Origin of the sequence: Rhizobium sp. NLR16a, assembly GCF_017948245.1 — a bacterium.
GTDB lineage: Bacteria > Pseudomonadota > Alphaproteobacteria > Rhizobiales > Rhizobiaceae > Rhizobium.
The window spans coordinates 1,882,880-1,901,280 of the sequence record NZ_CP072865.1 but is presented as its reverse complement, the minus strand read 5'-3'; the positions used below and the strand labels follow the sequence as shown (position 1 = coordinate 1,901,280).

Below are 18,401 nucleotides of genomic sequence, written 5' to 3'. Positions count from 1 at the left end.
CGGTTACGATAGTGAAGGTTCCTGGGAAGGGCGCCCTCCGCGCGATTGCCGGGCTCGTCGTTGCCATCTTCGCCGCAGTTGTTGCACCATGGCTCGCGACGAGCGTTCTTGGCCTTGCTGCTGGCTCTACGGCAGCCAGTGTGGCAACCGGCCTTATAGGCGCCGGCATATCGCTGGCCGGCAGCCTGATCATCAATGCTTTGTTTCCGGTCGCCAAGCCAGATTCCCTCCCGAACACGACCACGCTTTATTCGATCGGCGGGGCGCAGAACCAGGCGGCGCAATATGGCGCGATCCCGGAGATCTTCGGCACGCACCGGATCTCGCCGCCATACGCTGCCGGCGCGTATACGGAACTGGTCGGAGACGATCAGTATCTGCGTATGCTGTTTGTGGTCGGCTATGGTCCGATCGCCGTGTCAGACCTGAAGATCGGCGAGACCGCGATCTCGAAATTCGAGGATGTCCAATACCAGATCCTCGAGGACCATACGGTTACGCCGCCAACGCTTTACACGAAGCCGGTTTATCAGGAGGACGTCTCTGTCGTTCTGGATGCCGAGGCGGGTTGGGTGCAGCGCACGACAGCAGACAACATTGATGAGATCTCTGTGGATGTTAGCGCGCCGAGCGGCATCTATCGGTACAAGTCATCCAACGGCAATCGCGTCAACTATACCGTTACCATCGAAGTTCAATACAAGCTTTCGACCAGTAGCACATGGCTCTCCTTCGGCACCTTCGACCTGACGTCGAACTCGCCCCAGGCATTGCGCCGGACGCTGAAGAAGACGGTCACCCGCGGCAAGTATGATGTCCGGCTGAGCAAATCGTCTTCCGATTACAGCGGCAAGGACACCGTTTCCGAGACCGTCTATTGGACTGCCGTGCGGGGCCGGCGCAATGAGCCGGTGGTCAGCTTCTCGAAGCCTCTGACGTTGATCGCGATGCGGATCAAGGCGACCGGTCAGCTCAACGGCACTGTCAACACACTGAACTGCATCGCCAGCCCGAAAATCCGGTCATGGAATGGTGTTACCTGGTCATCCGGGCAGGTAACTCGCAACCCAGCCGATCACTTCCGGCAGGTGTTGCAGGGCAATGCGAACGCGCGACCCGTCGACGGGAGCTCGATAGACATCGTCAGCCTGCAAGACTGGCATGCGTACTGCGAGACGAACGGCTTCACCTTCGATCTTGTGGCGACCGACCAGAAATCTGTCTACGAACGATTGACGGAAATCGCGGCCGCCGGCCGAGCTGCGGTCACTTTCCGCGACGGGCGGTGGGGAGTTGTCTGGGATATAGCCGACTCGCCGATCGTGCAGCATTTCACGCCACGGAACTCCGCCAACTTCTCTTCGGTGCGGGCCTACACGGATCTGCCGCACGGCTTCCGCGTCAAGTTCATCAACCGCGACAACAGCTACCTGAACGATGAGCGGGTTGTCTATGACGACGGATATGACGAGGACAACGCCACCAAGTTCGAAGGGATCGATTTCTCCGGCGTTACGGACAAGGATTTGATCTGGAAACACGGGCGCTATCACCTGGCGCAGCTTCGGCTGCAACGGGAGACCTATTCGCTCGACACAGACTTTGAACATCTGGTCTGCACCAGGGGCGACCGTGTCCGCGTAAACCATGATGTCGTGCTCTGGGGCGCGGGTGCGGCGCGGGTGCGGTCAGTCACATCCTCGCCCGATGGCGTTGTGATTGACGATCTGCTGACGATGCAGGCCGGCAAGACCTATTCGATGCGCTTTCGCGGCGCTGATGGCTCGTCTATCATCAGAACGATTACAGGCGTCGACGGCGAGTTCAACTCGTTCCAGTTTTCAGATGCCGGTGATTTGCCGGCGCCAGGCGATCTCGCGATGTTTGGCGAGAATGGATTTGAAAGCGTCGTTCTGCGCGTCAAGAGCATCACGGCGAGGCAAGATCTTTCTGCGCGTCTGGAACTCGTCGATGACGCGCCGGCCATCATGGACGCAGATAAAGGGGACATCCCTGAGTTCGAAACGGGCATTGCCCCGGTTCCGGATTATCGGGCCTCGGCGCCGAGCGGATTCTCTTATGTCGAGACGGTCTGGACGACTGCGCCGGCTACGTCAGCGATCGATATGGCGTGGCAGGCGCCGGACGCGGGAGCTGCTGCATCTTACATCGTGCAATATCGAGCCAACGGCGATACGCAGTGGATCACGACATCGAGCGTTAGCGCGCCGGCAATCCGCCTCGTCGATCTCGCGACGGGTGTCTATGACGTCCGCATAAGGGCGGTTTTTGCCAATGGCGAGTTGTCGGACTTTCTCACTTCGTCGTTCATTTGCGCGATCTTCGCCAACAACCCGGCGGACATTGAAGACTTCCGCGTCGCCATCAACGGCGACATCGCAATGCTGCAGTGGACGCTGCAGGCAGATCAGGCGCTCTCGCATAGTGAAATACGGTTCTCTCCGGCCGTCACCGGTGTCACCTGGCAAACGGCAGCGCAATTGCGCACGAATGTCATCGGATCGCAGACGCAGGTTCCCGCCATGGTGGGCACCTATCTGATCAAGGCCGTCAACTATGCCGGCCTGATGTCACTGAATGCGGCCATTGTTGTCAGCACTGTCAATCCGCTGACCGCTTTCAACGCGGCAGAGGTGCTGCAGGAAGATCCTGATTTCCTGGGCAACAAGTCCGGTGTTATCGCCGCTGGCGGCGGGTTGATGCTCGATACCGCGTCGAACGTCTTCGATCTCGTCGACTGGTTTTCAGTCACCGACTACTTCCTGTCTACGACAGGATATGAGGCGGATGGCATTTACGATTTCGCCGACATCATCGATCTCGGCGAGGTTTACACATCTCGCCTAACGGCCGCAGTTGGCGCGTCCGGCGTGGTTTCCAGTCTCAATCTCTTCGATCGGCCGGATTGGTTTGATGTGCCCGAATTCTTCGGCCTAGCATCGGATTCGTTGTGGAACGTTCGCGTTGAGGTCTCATTGACCAATGACGATCCGACTGGGGCGCCGGCATGGTCGGACTGGGCTGAATTGGTGACGTCCGATGTGTCTGCGCGAGCTTATCGCTTCAGGGCGAAGCTGCAGTCATTCCAGTTTGACGTCACGCCGATTGTCCACTCGTTGGGTGTGACGGTCGATATGCCTGACCGCGTCATCGCCGAAAACGATTTGTTGGTGCCAACCTCTGGGCGCACGATAAACTTCTCGCCCGCCTATTACGTGCTGAGCGGCATCGCGATCGTCGCGCAAGACATGCAGACCGGCGACTACTACCAAATCACCAGCAAGACCGCAGCTGGTTTCACGATCATCTTCCGCAATTCATCTGGGGCGCCGGTTGTGCGAACCTTTGACTACGTGGCGAAAGGATATGGATACGTTCAATGAGCCAGCCAACAGATTTTAGTGTGCCGACGACCGGCCCAGCCTCGCCGACACTCATGGCGACGCGCATGGATGATAGCCTTCAGGCCCTTCTCAGCGGCAACTCCGGCGCTACCCGGCCGTCTTATGCGGTCGCCGGGACGTCATGGGTTTCCACGGCCATAGCAGGGCAGTTGCAGCTATATTTCTACGATGGAGCTGACGACATTCTGCTGCTGGCTGTCGATACCGCAACGAATGTCGTTACCTTCAGTGGTCTCGGCGCATCGATCAATGCAGCGACGGCAAAGACAACTCCCGTCGGCGCCGACAAACTGGGCATTTGGGATAGCGCGGCGGGCGGCACGAAGAGCCTGACCCTCACCGCCTTGAGCACCTTTCTCGCGCCGCTGCTCGGTCCGGACTTTGTCGAAGGCGGCATTGTCTTGCCAAACGGCTCGACGCCGCTGACGCATCTCGATATCGCTGCCTTCAAAGTCAAGGCGCTGAGCAAGGTGGCGATTTCGGCTGGCACTCTGACAAAAAATATCAACGGCACTTGGGTGGCCGGCAATGGCGGCGGCCTGGACACTGGCACCAAAGCTGCCAATGCCACTTATTTCGTCTACGCGCTGCGCAAGCAGTCGGACGGGACGGGTGAGGTGGTGCTTTCGACTTCTGCCACTGTGGGCGGCGTAAGCTTGTCGCTGCTGACCGGCTATGATGTCCTTACGCCGATCGGCGTTGCGCTGACTGACGCCAGCTCGAATATTCGAGAGTTCACGATGGAGCCCAGCGGCGAGTATACGTTTACGACGCCCATCAGAGAAGCAACGAACATTGCTATCTCGACTACATCAGCGCTCTTGGCCATCACGGTGCCAAATGGCGCTAGGGTCAAAGCTAAGCTCCGACTCATGTTTTCCTCCGCGGCGACCACCAACTCGGCTCTGGTCCACGACCCCGCCAAGGGCGTCCTTGTCGCCGGCGGCAACGACTCAGGCGGTAGCGTTGGCACTATTCAGGTTGCCAGCGGCTTTGCAGTCGGGGGAGGAGACGTCTTCACGAACACGAGCAAGCAGGTCAGATATGTCGCTGGCGCTTCCGGCACCATTTGGGTCTGGAATGACGGGTTCTATTTCCCATGCAAGAGGGTCGCATAATGCCTTATGTTACACGAAGTGCCGATGGCGAGATCGCTGGACTGTTTGAGCAACCTCAGGAAGGCTTCGCTGAGGAATTTCTGGCGAACGATGATCCTGCGGTGCTTGCCCATCACTACAAGCCCCTGCCGGCGGTATCGGTGTCGGCACGCCAGTTCAAGCTTCAACTCCTGGCGGCAGGGTTGCTCGATAGCGTGGATGCATGGGTGGCGCAGCAGCCGCGTGATGTACAGATCGCCTATGAGTATTCCGGCACTTTCGTTCGGACGGAGCCGATGATGGCGGCAGGCTTTGCCGCCATGGGATTCACTCCGCAGCAGATCGACGGTTTCTTCGTTGCGGCGGCCCAACTATGATCCTTCGCTACCTGGCCTATTTCCCGATCAATCTCGCGTTCGTGCTGCTGTCCTATCTTTTGGCGCCGGCACTTGCTGGGTTGTCGCTTCTGACCGGCCCACGCCTGCCTGGTGTGCTGCAGTGGTTTTCAACGCTCGATGCCGATCTCGACGGTGGCGTAACGCAGCGGGTGAGGGGATACAGAGCCGGTCTCCGCGGCTGGCGCCTCTGGTGGCAACGCACATGTTGGATCTGTCGAAACCCGGCCCACGGCTGGCAGTCGACAGTGCTCGGCATGCCTGCGGCCGGGTCTGCCATTGTCCAAGCGCGGCTCAGCCTGGATCCAAACCAGCAGCTTTATCTGATGAAGACGGCGGCTGGCGTTCCGTTCTTCTGCTTCAAGCGTGACCAGCCGCTCGCCGCCAGCTTCTACGTCAAGCTGTGGTTCGGCTGGGTTAACCGGGCCTACGACGGTCGGAACCACCACTACAGTTTCCAGATCGGCCTCAAGCGGGTCTAACCCACTCCCAAAATCGGAGCCCACCATTGCTTCGCACGCTTTACTCAGGCGCGCGTGACGTTGTCGCGCGCGTGCTCATACCCGATGCGGCCAGCACACTCAAGCGCGCCTGGTCGCTTCGTCTCATCGAGCTGGCGATGCTTGCCGACATCATCCTCAACGTCGTGCCGGTCGTCTCCGACTACCTGCCGTGGTGGCTGACGCTCGCGCTGCTCGTCGGCGCGTATGTCGCGCGCCTGCTCATCCAGAACAAGGAGGCACCAGTTGCCGATAAATAAGATTGTCGCGACGAAGCGCGGCAAGGCTGCCATTGCCGGCGCCATGTTCGCGGCCGTGCTGGCTGGCGGCCAGTCATATTTCGCCGAACCGGAGCGCCCGGCCGCCGTCATCCTCGCCACGGAAACGCTGATCAAGCCGTGGGAGGGCCTGGTGCTCAAATCGCACTGGGATCCTTACGCCAAGATCTGGGACATCTGCCACGGCGAAACGCAGATCGACGGCAAGCCGGTCAAGCCCGGCATGAGCTTCACGTCCGCCGAGTGCGAGGCCATCCTCGAGGCCCGCGTCAAGCGCGACTATTACGGGCCGCTGACGAAGCAGATCAAGGGTTTCACCCGCTTCCCGATCGGCGTGCAGGCAGCGATGATCTCCGGCGCTTATAACTTCGGCGTGTCCGGCATGGTCAACTCGACCGCGGCGCGCCTGGCGGTGCAGGGCCGCTATCGCGAGGCATGCGAAGCCCAGACCGCGTGGAACAAGGCCGGTGGCCATGTCGTGCAGGGCCTGGTGAAGCGCCGCGAGATGGGTGATGCCCAGCGGGCCGGCGAGGCTGAAATCTGCGTGTCGGGGCTGTCGCAATGATCGCGTTCTTCTTGAGACCCATCGGCCGCCGCGTAGTCGGCGCGCTGGCCGCGCTCGCGCTTCTGCTGGCCGCTTATGCCTACGTCGACCACCGCGGCTACGCCCGGGCCGAGGCGCACTATAAGGGCGTCATTGCTGCGGAACATGCCGCAGCCGCCGAGGCAGCCAACGCTGAGACCGAGCGGCAGGCCGCGGCGAACAACGCAGCCAAGGCCCGCGAGGCGGAACGCATCGCCCAGATGCAAGCCGAAAACGAATCCCTGGAATTGAAGATTAAGGAGCTCGAGCGTGAAGCTGGCGAAGATCCTGATGCTGGCCGCACTGCTCTCGGTGCTCCCGGCGTGCGCCGCATTAACAAGGTCCGATAGACTGATCGTGCCGCCCGCGCCACCGAAACTGGTGCGGCCGGACAGCACATTAACGGCGCGCTGCCTCGGCCCGGTCGACCTTGGCGACAAGGCGTTGACGCAGGCCCAACTAGAAAAGCTCTGGATCACCGATCGCGAGCGGCTTCTGACATGCATCCGGCGGCATCTGGCGCTGCGCGATTTCTATGCTGACCGCGACGGCGGTCTGGAGGCGAAGCCATGACCGGACCAGAGATAATGGCCGTTGTCGGCTTCTTCGTCATGCTAGCCGGCGCCGGCTGGCGCGTATGGGCTCGCGTCGAGGCCAAGGTGAAGGTCGCCGAGGACAAGGCCGACAAGGTCGGCGCCGACCTCGCCGCGCACAAGCTACACGCTGCAGAAACATTCGCGACCAAGACCAGCCAGGCCGAGCAGACCGCACAATTGCTGCGCGCTATTGAGGGCGTGGGCAACCGAATCGACGGCGTGCATGAGCGCCTCGATCGCCTTTATGAGAACTCACCACAGCGGCACACCACGCGCGGCTAATTCCTCTCCCAATCTCCTGGATATCATCATGGCAACCGAACTTCTCGCGGTGGGCTCCACCGCGGCCAATTCTGCTGATCTCGTTGTAGCGTCCGGCTCCACCGTCACCGTCGGCATCAAGGGCGCTCTGGGGTCTCAGGCCCGGGTGCGCGTCACGCTGAAGGACGACGCCGGCGGCTATACCGACGTTGGAGAGCTGACGCCTTTCCGCCCCGCCATCGCCATCACCGCGCCAGGCACATACCGCTTCAGCCGCGTCGCAGGCGAAACGTGCGGGGTCTTTGGTGCTTAGTTCTCCTTTTACTCCGCTGTTCTCGCCGATCGGGCGATATAGCGTTGCTGCCCGCCGTCAGGGCGGGGGAGATGCTTACCCTACGTTCGTCAATCCGAAGATTGGCACGATCGGAGACAGCCTGATCGCTCACGGCATCGAGGGCGCAAACCCAGGCACGGTGAACTGCTGGCAGACCAACGCCGGCGAGTTGAACCTAGCTCTGATGATGCATCAGCGGTTTCGACACGACAACTGGCCGGCCGATACAGGGGCTTTCAGCCCGTCGAGCGACCGATACACGACAGGCGCCAATCAGGCCATTTCCGGATCGAATGCGGCCAGCCATCGCGCAATGATGGTTAATTACCTTCTGCCGATGCATCCCGATATGATGTTCTACCGGCCATCGGTGAATAACTCCGTTGGTACTGGAACAGGGCCAGCAACGTTCGCCTACTTCCAAGAGACCCTGCAAATGGCGATGGACGCAGGTGTGTTCTGCGTTATCGGCACCATGCCTCCTTGGGTGAATGATCCGGCCAACGCCTTCAACGGTGCCGACAACAATATCAATCGCGCCTACATCAATGCTGCTATCCGCGCATGGGTGCCAACCCTGCCGAAATCAAAAGCCATCCTGGTTGACTATGACATCGCGCTCGACCCGACGAATACCGGATGGACCGATCGTTCCAACATGTCGGACTATATCCATCTTGGAACGCAAGGCGCGCTCAAGTGCGCCCGGCTGATCAATCAGATCCTGGATCTGCTTATCCCGGCGCGCAACTATGCGCTGGAGCTGTGGAATACCGGTCTCAACAAGTATCCCTATCCTACGCTCCTGGGCAACGGCGGCGTGACGGCCAACGGTACGGGCTCAACGCCGACCGGTATGAGGACGCAGAAGGGCGGGACCGGAAGCTCTACGCTCGCTCTCTCGTCGGAAGATAACCCAGACACTGGCGGCAAGACGCGCATTTTCGACATTACCGCTGTAGGTACGGGCGCGACTGCTTATTACCAGCTTGGTATCGGTACCACGGGCGATTTCACGGTGGTGGGGCAAACCGGCCAGTGGGTACGGTCTATCGCCGAGATCGAGGTCATGGGCAATGACGCCCTGCTTGTCCCGCAACTTTGGGCGAACGGCCGTCGCGCTCTGTACGAAGGCGGATGGAGCGGCCTTATCGGCGACGCGCAGCAGCAGACCTATTGGCTTATGACTGACGCCGTTCAAGTCAGCTCCGACACCGCCAATCTGTCAATCCGTCTTTATCCGAACGCTGATCGCGCGCTTGGGGTCGGAGGAACCGCTTTGATGCGGGCAAAGGTCAAGCGGCTCGGCTATTTCTTCGTCGACAATCCGAGGCTTGCTTATGCGTGATTTCTATACGAGCGGCAGCAATAAGGGCTCCACCCTTGAGCAACACCGCGCCTTGTTCGATCAACTGAGGCAGATGCAATCCTTTGATGAAAACACCTACAGTGGCAGAGTTTGTATAGCCAATGTGCGGGGATCTATTGACGCGAATGTCGGACGGGGCATGGCAAGTATAGTAGCGAGATTATTGAATGCGGGAATGTATCCCTCGGGTTTTTTAAAACCACCGTTATCGACCCAACGAACGATATCTGACCATGTGCAGTCAAAATCATGGAAAACTGACATCGCCTGGCCGATTATAATGTCGACTTTTCGTGATTCATCGGGTTGTCCCTGCATAGGAGCGAGATAGTGCCGAATGGCCTCATGTGCCCACCAAAGCCGAAGAAACCCATGAAGCTCCGGGAATCCCATGGCCTTGTGGATCTTTGAGAACTCAGAATAATCTTGAGGTGGCGCGACTGGCAGCACAAAAAGAGCCGGCGGAAAACCCATTTCGACGAATTGCTCGAAGAAAATCAGATGGTGCATTTGATTAACAAGGTCTTCTAGGTCTCGCTTGAAAGCCTGGGCTGCGTTGGCGACTTTAGGCGCTAAACCAGGCCAACCCCGATATATGCCGTAGCCGCGGGCATGCAAATCTAGATGTAACAACTCATGGGCTAAATAAACAAACGCGCGATCAGGATCGCGCGTAACGATTGACACGCTGGCGCGGTCAATAAACTTATCTCCTCCTATCACGTAATCTGACGTGAGCCCTTGCTGGATTGTTCCTGAAAACGAGCGATCGAAAAATGCTCTGACCTTTGAAATGAGTTCTCCCAATGAAGGGTTAGCCTCACCGGCCGCGACAAAAAACTGGTTTGATATTCCCCCGCCGCGAGCGCCGCAGCATTTCTTAAATTTGCGTCTGCTACCGCAGTAGCACGGTGAATTCTCATGCATTGTTATTGCTCCCGCCAAGATGCGCCATCTGAGCAGGAGGGCGGAGATTAGTCTAGCCGCAACCGCCAGCCGCCTCTCCTTAGCCGGGGAGGCGGCTGCTTTGTTTTACAGCAAGCATGTCTAAGAGACGCCACTCTGCACTGGCGGCGATTGAACATGAGCTAATGATGCCGTATCTATTGATGAAAAGGTATTGATGGCGATGTCTGCAGCACTCTTAAAAGAGCGGGTGAAAAGGTTCGAGGACTTCCTCAATCCGGATTGGCCGTCGCTGGATGCCGACCCGGGAGAGGTGGCAGCCGCTTACGCGCGGGGTTTCGCAAAATTTGTCCTTAAACTTCGCTCTGCTGATGCACTCGATCGAGCAGGCCTCGCTCGGGAGGTTGAAAGTGCGATTCAAGACAACAATAGAGCGGCCCTGATAGGCTTGAGACTTGCTTGCCTGGATTACGGCACGAGCGCGTATAAAAACGTCTTGCGCTCGCGTCAGGTCCTCCAACAAATGCAGCAACTTATCGATCAGCGTGCCGCTCGCATTAGCGACCCGAGCAAGCGGAGATACTTTCGCGCAAAAAGCGCTGAATCTATCAAAGCGCACGAGCAGGCGGTGGGAATAGAAGAGGCCTTTATCTCTTATCTTCAGCAGGAGATTCAGCCGAAGATCGATAGTAAGATTCGGGAACAAGCCCGAGCCATTGCCGGTGATGAAGCGGCTATTCGGGAAGACCTAAATAAACGATATCCAATAGTCACGGCATACTTGGCTAGATGACCACGCCAATCTGGGTAGATGTCGAGAGCGTGATTACGATCAACGCCCAGCAGGTTTTTAGGACTGGCGAGACGCACTTTTTGCGAGACCTTGGCGCGTTGGAAAGCGCCGTGATGTCGCCAAGGAACCATTGGCTCTACGAGAGCCAAGATCTCGTGCGAGCGTTTGGCATTATGCTCTTCGGGATCGCGAAGGCGCACGCCTTCGAACAAGGCAACAAAAGAACAGCGTTTCACGCCAGTGCAGAGTTTCTAGCGAAAAATGGAGCCACCCTAATTATGCCTGATGATGAGTTCTGGGCTAGCAAGATCGAGGACGTCGTCGCGGGCAGTTGCCCACTGGAAGACTTCATCGGAGTTATTAGAGTTTTTACTGTTTTGCCATGAAGTCGAATCGCGACGTCGTCTTAGCGCAACGCTTCTGCCTGGACTGTTCAATCACACCAATCGTTCCGCTGCTTCGGGCTCCAGGTCCGCGCGAAACCTTCCCTGAGCAGCTTCTTGCCGATTTCTTCGCCGTTCGTTCTGTAGATGTTAACGAGCGGTCGGTGCGATGGCGTACGATCCACCGCGCCGATGAAGACGACCCTCAATCCCTTTTCAGCCAAAAGCTCTTTCAGCCTTACCTTGGCGATCAGGGCGAGTTTCCGTTCCTTAATGCACTTGGCATGGCTCCCGATCTCCGGCGTATCGATGCCGCTGACGAGCGGAACACCTTCTCCCAGCAGTCGCATGTTCTGCCCGTCGCATTTCACGGTGTCGCCGTCGACTGCCGTGAGCGAAGCGCAGAGGATCAGCCCGGCGATCATCATTTAGTCTCTTGTTCGGCCGGCTCGCAGCTATTCGTTCGTTGCCGCGATTGGCTCGCTCTTTGGCATGCTTCGCATCATGTCGAGCAATTCTTCCATAAATTCCTTGGCCTGCTCACAGCCTCCTATAAGCGCGCTTCTTTGGTCGCGGTCATCCACCGCATGCGCCGCCATCTCTAACAGGCGGAGCTGGTCCCGCAGAAGGTTGGCCTTATCGATGAGGTCTATGCGGATAGTCATTGTTGTCTCCCTGACGCGTCATGCACTCCCATCAACATCGCCATCTTCGTCCAGCTCGTGCACCGGCAGGTAGGTGTTCTGCTCCATCCACTCCCGGACGATATACCTGACAGTATCGTTGCGCGTCTTGCCAAATTCGCCGGACAGATCCCGCAAGGCTTCTTCCACATCGTTATCAAAGGCGATCGATCCCGAGTTGCGCAACAGCAGCGCGGCCCGACGAAGCATGATCTGAAGATCGGCCCGGGAAACATCCGCAATTCGATCGGCGGCGTCTTCGAGGAGAGCGGCGGTATCGGTGGCCACGTTAACTGGACTCCGGTTGGCGGCTGCTCAACACAGTGAGGGCAACTCACCAGCCTGTTGATGACTGAAACGTTTGACACGTTGCATGTTGCGCAACTAGGTGACTTGTAGCAGGTTAGTTGAGCCTAATCCGGAGGGGAATGGCCCTGACCATCCCCCTCCTTTGCGGGTACAGCTCCAGTCGCTAAGGGACGACATCATTGTGTTTCCAGGCACAGTCGTTCCCTTGGCGGCGAGAGCATTATGGCTGAAATCGCCGAGGCCGTGCGCACGACCGGCATTTAATCCACATGTTTATTCATAGAATGCCGGGCGCCAATCGTCAGCCGGCCAACGGTCTGATGTCTCTATCGCGGACCGCGTCAGGCATCCCGTTCGCGCCGCCACTTCTGCAGATCGGTCTCGCCTGAGTTCTCACGCATCCACTTGGTATATCGATCCTCCGCCGGAATCACGTCGAGACCGCTGATCTCGTCAAGCTTGGCGTCGATCGCTCTTCTGTCCCACTTCCTGGTTCCAGGGATGCACGGCGGCATCTTGTGCGTGGCCACCCAGAGCGAGAACGTCGATTCGGCGATGCCGCAGTAAGCTGCGGCATCCTTTCGTCCCATGAGACGGGGTTCTGTGATCATGCGCGCACCGCCCGCTTGGACGCTGGAAGCTTCTTTCTGGTTAGCTTCTGAAGGCTTTCGTAAAGCCTATGATCAGAAATGTATGGCTTCACCGGCGCGGGCTTGGGCGATTTCGCCGGCTCTCGTAGAGCCTGCCATATCGCCAAGAGATCAGCTTCCGAGAACAGGTAGTCGCGGCCAGACCTTGAGCAGTAGCCATATTCTCTGGCGATCTTGATGAGCGCTCTGTTGGTCAACCGCAACCGGTTGGCAGCTTCGTCAACTGTGTAGATGGTATCGAGTGGGATGGTTGGCTCCACGAGCGCACCTCCAAAAAAGAACAAACAAATTGCCGCCGGCACGAATGCCGAAAGCTTGTTGTTGGTCTCCTCACATGGTGGTGTGCGGATTGGTGGGCCGCAGTTCTATGCGCTATTGAATCGCGCCGAGTCGGTCAAGGCACGCCAGCGTCAGGAGAGCGTCGTTGACTTTTCACCGACCTGCCTTCTTAGCGGCCTTCGCGGCCAGCCTAGCTGCGCGTTGTGCCAGGAAGCTACTGGGGCGTCCCGGGTGCGAAACTGAGTCGGCTTGTGCAGGCACCATGCGGGTTTTCTTGCGACGCACGTAGTCTTCGATGTCAGCGGGATCAAACGCCATGTGGCGGCGCTCGGCGCCGGTTCCCTTCTGGATGAAGGCCAGCTCGCCGGCGGTGACTAGAGTGCGGATTGTCGAGACAGAAACGGCGAGTGCTTCGGCGGCTTGCTTAATTGTAAGAAGTTTCAGGAGTGGCGCTCCGCTATCGGCAGAAGCCCACGCTTCTCAAGATCATCGGCGATCAATTTTTCGATGTACGACGCCACGGAACGGCGCTCGGCCTTGGCGGCCATTTCGATGGCATCCTTCAACTCAGGCTCTATGCGAATGCCGATCGCGGCCGTCTTCGCCATTGCAGTTCACTCCATAACAAGCCGCACGTTCGCAGCATGCTAACATTTATCGCATTTTGCTGTTGACCGCCATGAAATCATTCGATATACAAATACTAACAATTACGTACACAACGAGGAGCACCACGATGACCATTCATGCACCGATAAGCCACGCCGACAGAAGCTTGTTGCCGAGGGCGCTGCTTGGCAGACGACCAACTCGAGTTTACCACGCCAAGGAGTTTCGTTTCGCTGCAGGCGATACCGTGGCTTTCGGCCAAAACGTCGCAACCGTGATGAGGCGCTCTCGGTCGGCGATGGGAAGAGAGATTTACGAAATCCAACTGATCACCGGTGACATGGCTGGCCGCCCGTTCCGCACGGTCGAAGGAAGCCATCTCACCGCATGCAGGAACCCAAATGAAGACCGGAGTGAAGCGAGCTCTTGTTCGTGATCTTTTCGAGAAGCAGGGCGGCAAGTGTTGCTACTGCGATCGCGCGATGATCCTGATACCTCGCGGCGCCCGTCACATCCCGCAGAGCGCAGCTACGCTGGAGCACCTGATCACTCAGCGCCGCAAGGGCTGGACCAAGGTTGATAACATGGCCGCAGCCTGCCGCGAGTGCAATGACATGCGCGGGTCTGCAATGGACTGGCTCACCTTCAAGACGTACCGGCGGGGCGAATTTTGGGAATTCATCGCCGGCTGCAAATTCTAAGCTCGGCCCGCCCTGGCCGACAAGCGCTCGGTCGCAGTCGCCGCATGACGCGACCGAGCGCTAACCGAACACCAATGGCCGGCGCGATCACCACCCGCGACCACACCAGCGGCGCGCCGGCCGGTCTTCCTCCAAGCGCGTAGCCGTTCATCGGAGGTTAATGCTCATTAACCCAAAATCGCAGCCTGAAAGGATGCGCCGATGAAGATGCTTTTTTCCACACTTGCAGCAATGGTCTTGTCTGCATCTTTCGCCCTGCCGCTAAGCGCCACGCCGATGGTCGTGCCGAAATCAATAGCGATGTCCGCCGCCGACGTCGATCTGATCCATTACCGTCGCCACGGTCATGGACATGCGTATGGCCACTGGAAGAAACACCGGTACGCTTACCGTGACTGCCGGTATTATGGCTCGTGCTATCGACCGCGGTATTACGGCCACCGCGACTATTATGGTTATCGCGATTACTACCCTTATCGCGACTACGGCTATCGCAATTACCCGTATCATCGTCGGTCAGGCGTGAGCGTATATTTCGATTTCTAGTCGCCAATGCCAGGGTGGCCAACAAGCGCGCCGTCGGCGTCACCTGCCGGCGGCTTTTCCGTTTCTCGCCGCTGTAGTAAAGAGTGCAGATGAACAGCACGACCATCCATCTCCGACAGAAACGCGTGCGCCATCGGGGCGCACCGACTTCGCTCGGAGATCGAAATGCATCACAAGAGGAAACGTCCACGCATTGCAGCCTGCGGGCTGTGCAAGCCACATAAAACAAACGGCTACTGCCCTCGACATAAAAACATGCAGATCGGCAACCTGCGCCGCTACTTGTCTGGCTCTGATCAGCTTCGCTGCGAGGGGATCAAAGTATCGGAAAGGGATAGGCCGTACAGGCAGTAGGCGTGCCAGGGTTTTAATGACGTGGCCTCGCCTTCGGGCGGGGCTACCGATTATTGTCGGGCGCGGCAGCAGGGCTTTCTGTCGCAGATTTGAAATATGCGACGGTCGTTTCGATCCACTCCGCTCCAGGCACCTTGCCGAAGGCAGCGAGCGCGCCGGCCGTGGTGGCGGCCAGAAGAGTTGCGATTATAGCTTTGGCTACGAGCTTGCGACCTTCGCTGGCAACTTCCTTGGCAAGCGCAGATTTGGCAGCGAGAGACCATAGGTTTTGCAGAGTGCCGGTCAGAGCAAGCACGTCGCGTTTGTCAGCCGCTTTGTCTTGTGTCCAGCCCACCACAGTATCGAGAGCGGCCGCTACATCGGGATCCGTGTCCGGTTGTGCTTTAAGACCTCGTACCAAGGCAAGCGTGCTTTGGGAAAGTGCGGCGACGGAGTCTCGATCTATGTCCACCGCATTCTCACGGAATACCCGCCAATCTTCAAACTGCGACGCCGCAGCAAAGACGAGCTCGACGTGTGATCGCAATAGCTCGAAAAGCGTGGGCGAAAGTTCCTCGACATCCCCTCTCAAGACACGTCCACATGCCTGGTTGTACATGCCTACCTGAATGATGTTAGAGCGCGCCTCGAGCTTGTCCTGGAGTGACTTGAAGGCTTCCCTCAATCGCGGCGAACAATTCGACTGAGCCAGCTGTTCACCAACATAGACGCCCTTCTCGATGGCCGCTTCTAATGCTGCAGCGGCGATGTCCCTGTCGCGCTCTCGAGTTCTAAGAGGCTGATCAACCACGACGACGCGTTCGCCGTCGAAGCCAAACTGAAAAGCTGCGGGCTTCTGACCAGGCACGGCCTCAAGCACATCCTCAGGGCCGAGGCGATTAAGGCCGAACTTCATGCCGAGCAGCAGATTACGCAAACTCGATCGGTCCGTGTCATTAATCGGAATGGCAGAAAGCGTTAGCTCCAGTGCGGAGATGTCCGACGTTCGTATGGAATCGACTTTGCTGAGAAGTCGTTGAACATCGGTCCGGATCCCTGACAGGTTCGCAGTGAAGTGGTCCGTCCTTTCACGTTGCATCCGCGCGACGCGAGTATCCATTTCCTGCAGCAGGTTGCGAAGTTTGTCCGGCTTCATGAAGTTCCCGCCATTGCACGCAACGAACTATAGGGATCGCGTTGAGAGAGCGCTAGCGGCTCGAGGATATGTTATCCACAGGGCAACAAGAATGCAGAGTGAAGTTTCTTTGCCATCTAAACAGATCGACCCTGATCATAATCAGCAATCGCATTACGGACGTGCGTCTCCGAATAGCCGAACTTTTCCGAAGCGATGCGGAGGGCGTCTTCGTACTTCACGCCAGCCTCACGCAGTTGATGGTATTCCTCGCCAATCTCATGCCAGTGCCGCGTAAGGGCAGAGCGACGACCGCGTCCGCGCTTTGGCGGCCGGATCATTTCCGCCGCGAGACGCTGGACGATCTTGTCCGCCTTGCCGGTGAGCAGGAGTCGGACGACCTCGGTCTTGGCGTCTTCCGTTCTTCCCTCCGCCAAAGCCGAGCGGATGGGGATGGCTTGCACACTAAACCCCTCAGGCAGCTTGGCCATTTCCGCCTCCGATCGCCCGGTCGATATGGTCGCCGATGAAGTCCGTTACACGTCGCATCGGATCCGTGTCTAGGTGCGCATAGCGCTGCGTTGTGGCCATGTTCTTGTGGCCGAGGAGCTTTCCAATAATCGGCAATCCCTGGCCGCCGCCTGCGCCGATGCTTGCATAGGTGTGTCGGAGGTCGTGAAGTCTAAGCTTATCCAGGCCGGCGCGGCGCGTCACTGCCTTCCATGGCCGGTCAAGGTCTGCGCGCGGCGCTTCGTTCTCCGTGCCGGCATCCGCACCAGCTATCACATATTTTCCAATTCGGGTCAGATTCGTAAGGATTGCCTGCGCCTGGGGTGACAAAATCACCGGCTTCTTGCCCGTCTTGGAGTCCGGCAGAAACAAGATACCTCGCTCGAGGTCGACGTCTGACCACATGAGCTTCAAGATTTCACTGCGCCGGCAGCCGGTAAAGAGATATAGCCTTATGGCGGCTATTGCGTGCTCGCCGTAGACAGTTCGACGGTTCTCAGCCTTGTTCGCGTGCTTAGCCTTGGCTTTCGTCTCGTCAATTTCATAGGGAAGGCCGATCGTTTCGGCCTCAGTAAGGGCCGCGGCCAGTGCTCCGATTTCTTCGGACGTCAGAAAGCGCTCGATCTGGTTTTCCTTGAAGCGCTCGATAGACGTGACCGGATTGAAGCCGACGGGGACGATCCTCAAGTCTTGCGCCCAGCCGTATATGGCTGACAGAGCGGCCAGCGCGCGATTGGCCATTGTGCGCCCACCGTTGGCCTTGTTTGTTTTGCCACGGATGATCTTTGCCTGCATGCGGAGCACGTCAGATGGCTCCACGAGAGAGAATTTCATGCTTCCAAGCACGGGCCTGATGTAGCGTTCTACGGCCAATTTGTATTCGCCGTATGTCCTGGGCTTACGCTTAATCCGCACGTGCTCTTCAAGCCATGAGTCGGCGACTTCAGCGACCGTTTGGCCTTTGCGCTCGTCAGACCTTGACGCGGCGGGATCCGAGCCGAGCGTCACGCGGGCGAGGGTGCGCGATGCTTCGTCCCGGGCCGCCTCCGGCGAGTGAGTGGCTAGTGTGCCGATCTTGATGCGCTTCTTCGAAACGCCGCGGCCGCCGGCGCCAGGCCGGTACTCGATAATCCACGACTTGGCGCCGGTCGGCATTACCTTAAGACCGAAACCCTTGAGGGTGGCGTCGTAATAGATGGTAGGCTTTGCGCTGGGCACGATGTCCGCAAGCGCCTTACGGCTGATTTTGATTGTCGGCAATTTCCCCTCACTTCATTTAGTCGCCACCGAGTCGCCACCGGCGACAGAAACACGGTGAAACTCGATGATGCATTCAACGGGAATATAGGAACAAAATGACGAAAAAACAATGCAATAGGAAACAGAAGGAAATTCGATGAAACACAACAAGCCTGACTTTTAATCAGTAGGTCTCGGGTTCGAACCCCGACGCTCTCACCAAAAAACTCCAAGAAAAACAAATGCCTAAAGTTTCGAATGCGGAACGATCGCTCCGGTGAATCGGATTGGGGGAAAATTGGCTTCCGATTTTCCCCGAAGTTGTGGCATCCTTCCCCATGCCCGCGCCGTCGAAAAGAACGCCGTCCTCCGATCCGCATCGTTCCCTGCGGCTTCGGCTTGCTTATCCATCCGCAAATTAAGTCTGTACTGTAAGAAGCTGACCTGCTCTCTATAGCGGCTAGCTTTCAAGGAAGTTTTAGGTGAA

General features: G+C 58.0%; 25 protein-coding genes. 15 read left to right on the top strand and 10 right to left on the bottom strand.

Translation table 11 applies throughout. The features are described 5' to 3' along the window. Positions 1-200 precede the first annotated feature (200 nt). Genes J7U39_RS09240 through J7U39_RS09190 form a run of 11 tightly spaced genes read left to right on the top strand, consistent with a single transcriptional unit; the run spans position 201 to position 8,817 of the window. Positions 201-3,404, top strand: a complete 3,204-nt coding sequence (locus J7U39_RS09240; RefSeq protein WP_247241741.1) for a host specificity factor TipJ family phage tail protein — start codon at positions 201-203, stop codon at positions 3,402-3,404. Continuing rightward, the gene (locus J7U39_RS09235; RefSeq protein ID WP_210631466.1) at positions 3,401-4,543 is read left to right on the top strand and encodes a hypothetical protein; all 1,143 of its coding nucleotides are present in this window, start codon (positions 3,401-3,403) and stop codon (positions 4,541-4,543) included. The genes J7U39_RS09240 and J7U39_RS09235 overlap by 4 nt, the downstream gene beginning before the upstream one ends. Then, positions 4,543-4,899, top strand: coding sequence for a hypothetical protein (locus tag J7U39_RS09230; RefSeq protein ID WP_210631635.1), 357 nt, complete (start codon positions 4,543-4,545; stop codon positions 4,897-4,899). Before J7U39_RS09235 ends, J7U39_RS09230 begins: the two co-directional genes overlap by 1 nt. After that, on the top strand, positions 4,896-5,399 hold the full coding sequence (locus J7U39_RS09225; protein ID WP_210631465.1) for a hypothetical protein: 504 nt from the start codon (positions 4,896-4,898) through the stop codon (positions 5,397-5,399). The genes J7U39_RS09230 and J7U39_RS09225 overlap by 4 nt, the downstream gene beginning before the upstream one ends. Positions 5,400-5,425: 26 nt before the next feature. Continuing rightward, the gene (locus J7U39_RS09220; protein ID WP_210631464.1) at positions 5,426-5,677 is read left to right on the top strand and encodes a hypothetical protein; all 252 of its coding nucleotides are present in this window, start codon (positions 5,426-5,428) and stop codon (positions 5,675-5,677) included. After that, a complete protein-coding gene (locus tag J7U39_RS09215; RefSeq protein ID WP_210631463.1) occupies positions 5,664-6,260 on the top strand; it encodes a lysozyme in 597 nt (198 codons plus the stop codon). The genes J7U39_RS09220 and J7U39_RS09215 overlap by 14 nt, the downstream gene beginning before the upstream one ends. Continuing rightward, positions 6,257-6,628 (top strand): hypothetical protein, encoded by a 372-nt coding sequence (locus J7U39_RS09210; protein ID WP_210631462.1) that lies wholly within the window; start codon positions 6,257-6,259, stop codon positions 6,626-6,628. Before J7U39_RS09215 ends, J7U39_RS09210 begins: the two co-directional genes overlap by 4 nt. A gap of 7 nt (positions 6,629-6,635) precedes the next feature. Beyond that, complete coding sequence (locus tag J7U39_RS09205) at positions 6,636-6,851, top strand: anaerobic dehydrogenase (protein ID WP_247241740.1); 216 nt, start codon at positions 6,636-6,638, stop codon at positions 6,849-6,851. Next, a complete protein-coding gene (locus J7U39_RS09200; RefSeq protein ID WP_210631460.1) occupies positions 6,848-7,156 on the top strand; it encodes a hypothetical protein in 309 nt (102 codons plus the stop codon). The genes J7U39_RS09205 and J7U39_RS09200 overlap by 4 nt, the downstream gene beginning before the upstream one ends. 28 nt (positions 7,157-7,184) lie before the next feature. Next, positions 7,185-7,448 carry a hypothetical protein gene (locus J7U39_RS09195; protein WP_207241997.1) on the top strand — a complete coding sequence of 88 codons (264 nt, stop codon included), beginning with the start codon at positions 7,185-7,187 and terminating at the stop codon, positions 7,446-7,448. Beyond that, entirely contained in the window at positions 7,441-8,817 is a 1,377-nt protein-coding gene (locus tag J7U39_RS09190) for an SGNH/GDSL hydrolase family protein (protein ID WP_207241998.1), read from the top strand. The genes J7U39_RS09195 and J7U39_RS09190 overlap by 8 nt, the downstream gene beginning before the upstream one ends. 96 nt (positions 8,818-8,913) lie before the next feature. Here the strand turns inward: J7U39_RS09190 and J7U39_RS09185 are convergent, their stop codons facing one another. Then, positions 8,914-9,765, bottom strand: coding sequence for an SEC-C domain-containing protein (locus J7U39_RS09185; protein WP_210631459.1), 852 nt, complete (start codon positions 9,763-9,765; stop codon positions 8,914-8,916). Between the two features lie 196 nt (positions 9,766-9,961). On the opposite strand from J7U39_RS09185, the gene J7U39_RS09180 reads away from it, so the two are divergent. After that, positions 9,962-10,537 carry a hypothetical protein gene (locus J7U39_RS09180; RefSeq protein ID WP_210631458.1) on the top strand — a complete coding sequence of 192 codons (576 nt, stop codon included), beginning with the start codon at positions 9,962-9,964 and terminating at the stop codon, positions 10,535-10,537. Then, complete coding sequence (locus J7U39_RS09175; protein WP_210631457.1) at positions 10,534-10,923, top strand: type II toxin-antitoxin system death-on-curing family toxin; 390 nt, start codon at positions 10,534-10,536, stop codon at positions 10,921-10,923. The genes J7U39_RS09180 and J7U39_RS09175 overlap by 4 nt, the downstream gene beginning before the upstream one ends. A 47-nt stretch (positions 10,924-10,970) precedes the next feature. Here J7U39_RS09175 and J7U39_RS09170 read toward each other — a convergent pair whose 3' ends face one another. From J7U39_RS09170 to J7U39_RS09140, 6 genes are all read right to left on the bottom strand, one after another. Further along, a complete protein-coding gene (locus J7U39_RS09170; protein WP_210631634.1) occupies positions 10,971-11,345 on the bottom strand; it encodes a thermonuclease family protein in 375 nt (124 codons plus the stop codon). A gap of 30 nt (positions 11,346-11,375) precedes the next feature. Further along, on the bottom strand, positions 11,376-11,585 hold the full coding sequence (locus J7U39_RS09165) for a hypothetical protein (protein ID WP_207242002.1): 210 nt from the start codon (positions 11,583-11,585) through the stop codon (positions 11,376-11,378). 18 nt (positions 11,586-11,603) lie between these two features. After that, a complete protein-coding gene (locus J7U39_RS09160; protein ID WP_210631456.1) occupies positions 11,604-11,891 on the bottom strand; it encodes a CopG family transcriptional regulator in 288 nt (95 codons plus the stop codon). Between the two features lie 362 nt (positions 11,892-12,253). Next, positions 12,254-12,523, bottom strand: coding sequence for a hypothetical protein (locus tag J7U39_RS09155; protein ID WP_210631455.1), 270 nt, complete (start codon positions 12,521-12,523; stop codon positions 12,254-12,256). Further along, a complete protein-coding gene (locus J7U39_RS09150; RefSeq protein ID WP_210631454.1) occupies positions 12,520-12,822 on the bottom strand; it encodes a hypothetical protein in 303 nt (100 codons plus the stop codon). Before J7U39_RS09150 ends, J7U39_RS09155 begins: the two co-directional genes overlap by 4 nt. A 459-nt stretch (positions 12,823-13,281) precedes the next feature. After that, complete coding sequence (locus J7U39_RS09140) at positions 13,282-13,449, bottom strand: hypothetical protein (RefSeq protein ID WP_210631453.1); 168 nt, start codon at positions 13,447-13,449, stop codon at positions 13,282-13,284. A 402-nt stretch (positions 13,450-13,851) separates the two neighbouring features. Here J7U39_RS09140 and J7U39_RS09135 point away from each other — a divergent pair, with 402 nt between their 5' ends. Together J7U39_RS09135 and J7U39_RS09130 are read left to right on the top strand one after the other, a co-directional pair. Next, positions 13,852-14,151, top strand: a complete 300-nt coding sequence (locus tag J7U39_RS09135) for an HNH endonuclease (RefSeq protein WP_210631452.1) — start codon at positions 13,852-13,854, stop codon at positions 14,149-14,151. Positions 14,152-14,352: 201 nt separating this feature from the next. Next, positions 14,353-14,697 (top strand): hypothetical protein, encoded by a 345-nt coding sequence (locus tag J7U39_RS09130; RefSeq protein WP_210631451.1) that lies wholly within the window; start codon positions 14,353-14,355, stop codon positions 14,695-14,697. Between the two features lie 397 nt (positions 14,698-15,094). Here J7U39_RS09130 and J7U39_RS09125 read toward each other — a convergent pair whose 3' ends face one another. From J7U39_RS09125 to J7U39_RS09115, 3 genes are all read right to left on the bottom strand, one after another. After that, positions 15,095-16,186: a hypothetical protein gene (locus tag J7U39_RS09125; protein WP_207242011.1), complete on the bottom strand. Its 1,092-nt coding sequence runs from the start codon at positions 16,184-16,186 to the stop codon at positions 15,095-15,097. Positions 16,187-16,302: 116 nt separating this feature from the next. Next, positions 16,303-16,656, bottom strand: coding sequence for a hypothetical protein (locus tag J7U39_RS09120; protein WP_207242012.1), 354 nt, complete (start codon positions 16,654-16,656; stop codon positions 16,303-16,305). Continuing rightward, complete coding sequence (locus J7U39_RS09115; RefSeq protein WP_207242013.1) at positions 16,640-17,935, bottom strand: tyrosine-type recombinase/integrase; 1,296 nt, start codon at positions 17,933-17,935, stop codon at positions 16,640-16,642. Before J7U39_RS09115 ends, J7U39_RS09120 begins: the two co-directional genes overlap by 17 nt. Positions 17,936-18,401 lie beyond the last annotated feature (466 nt).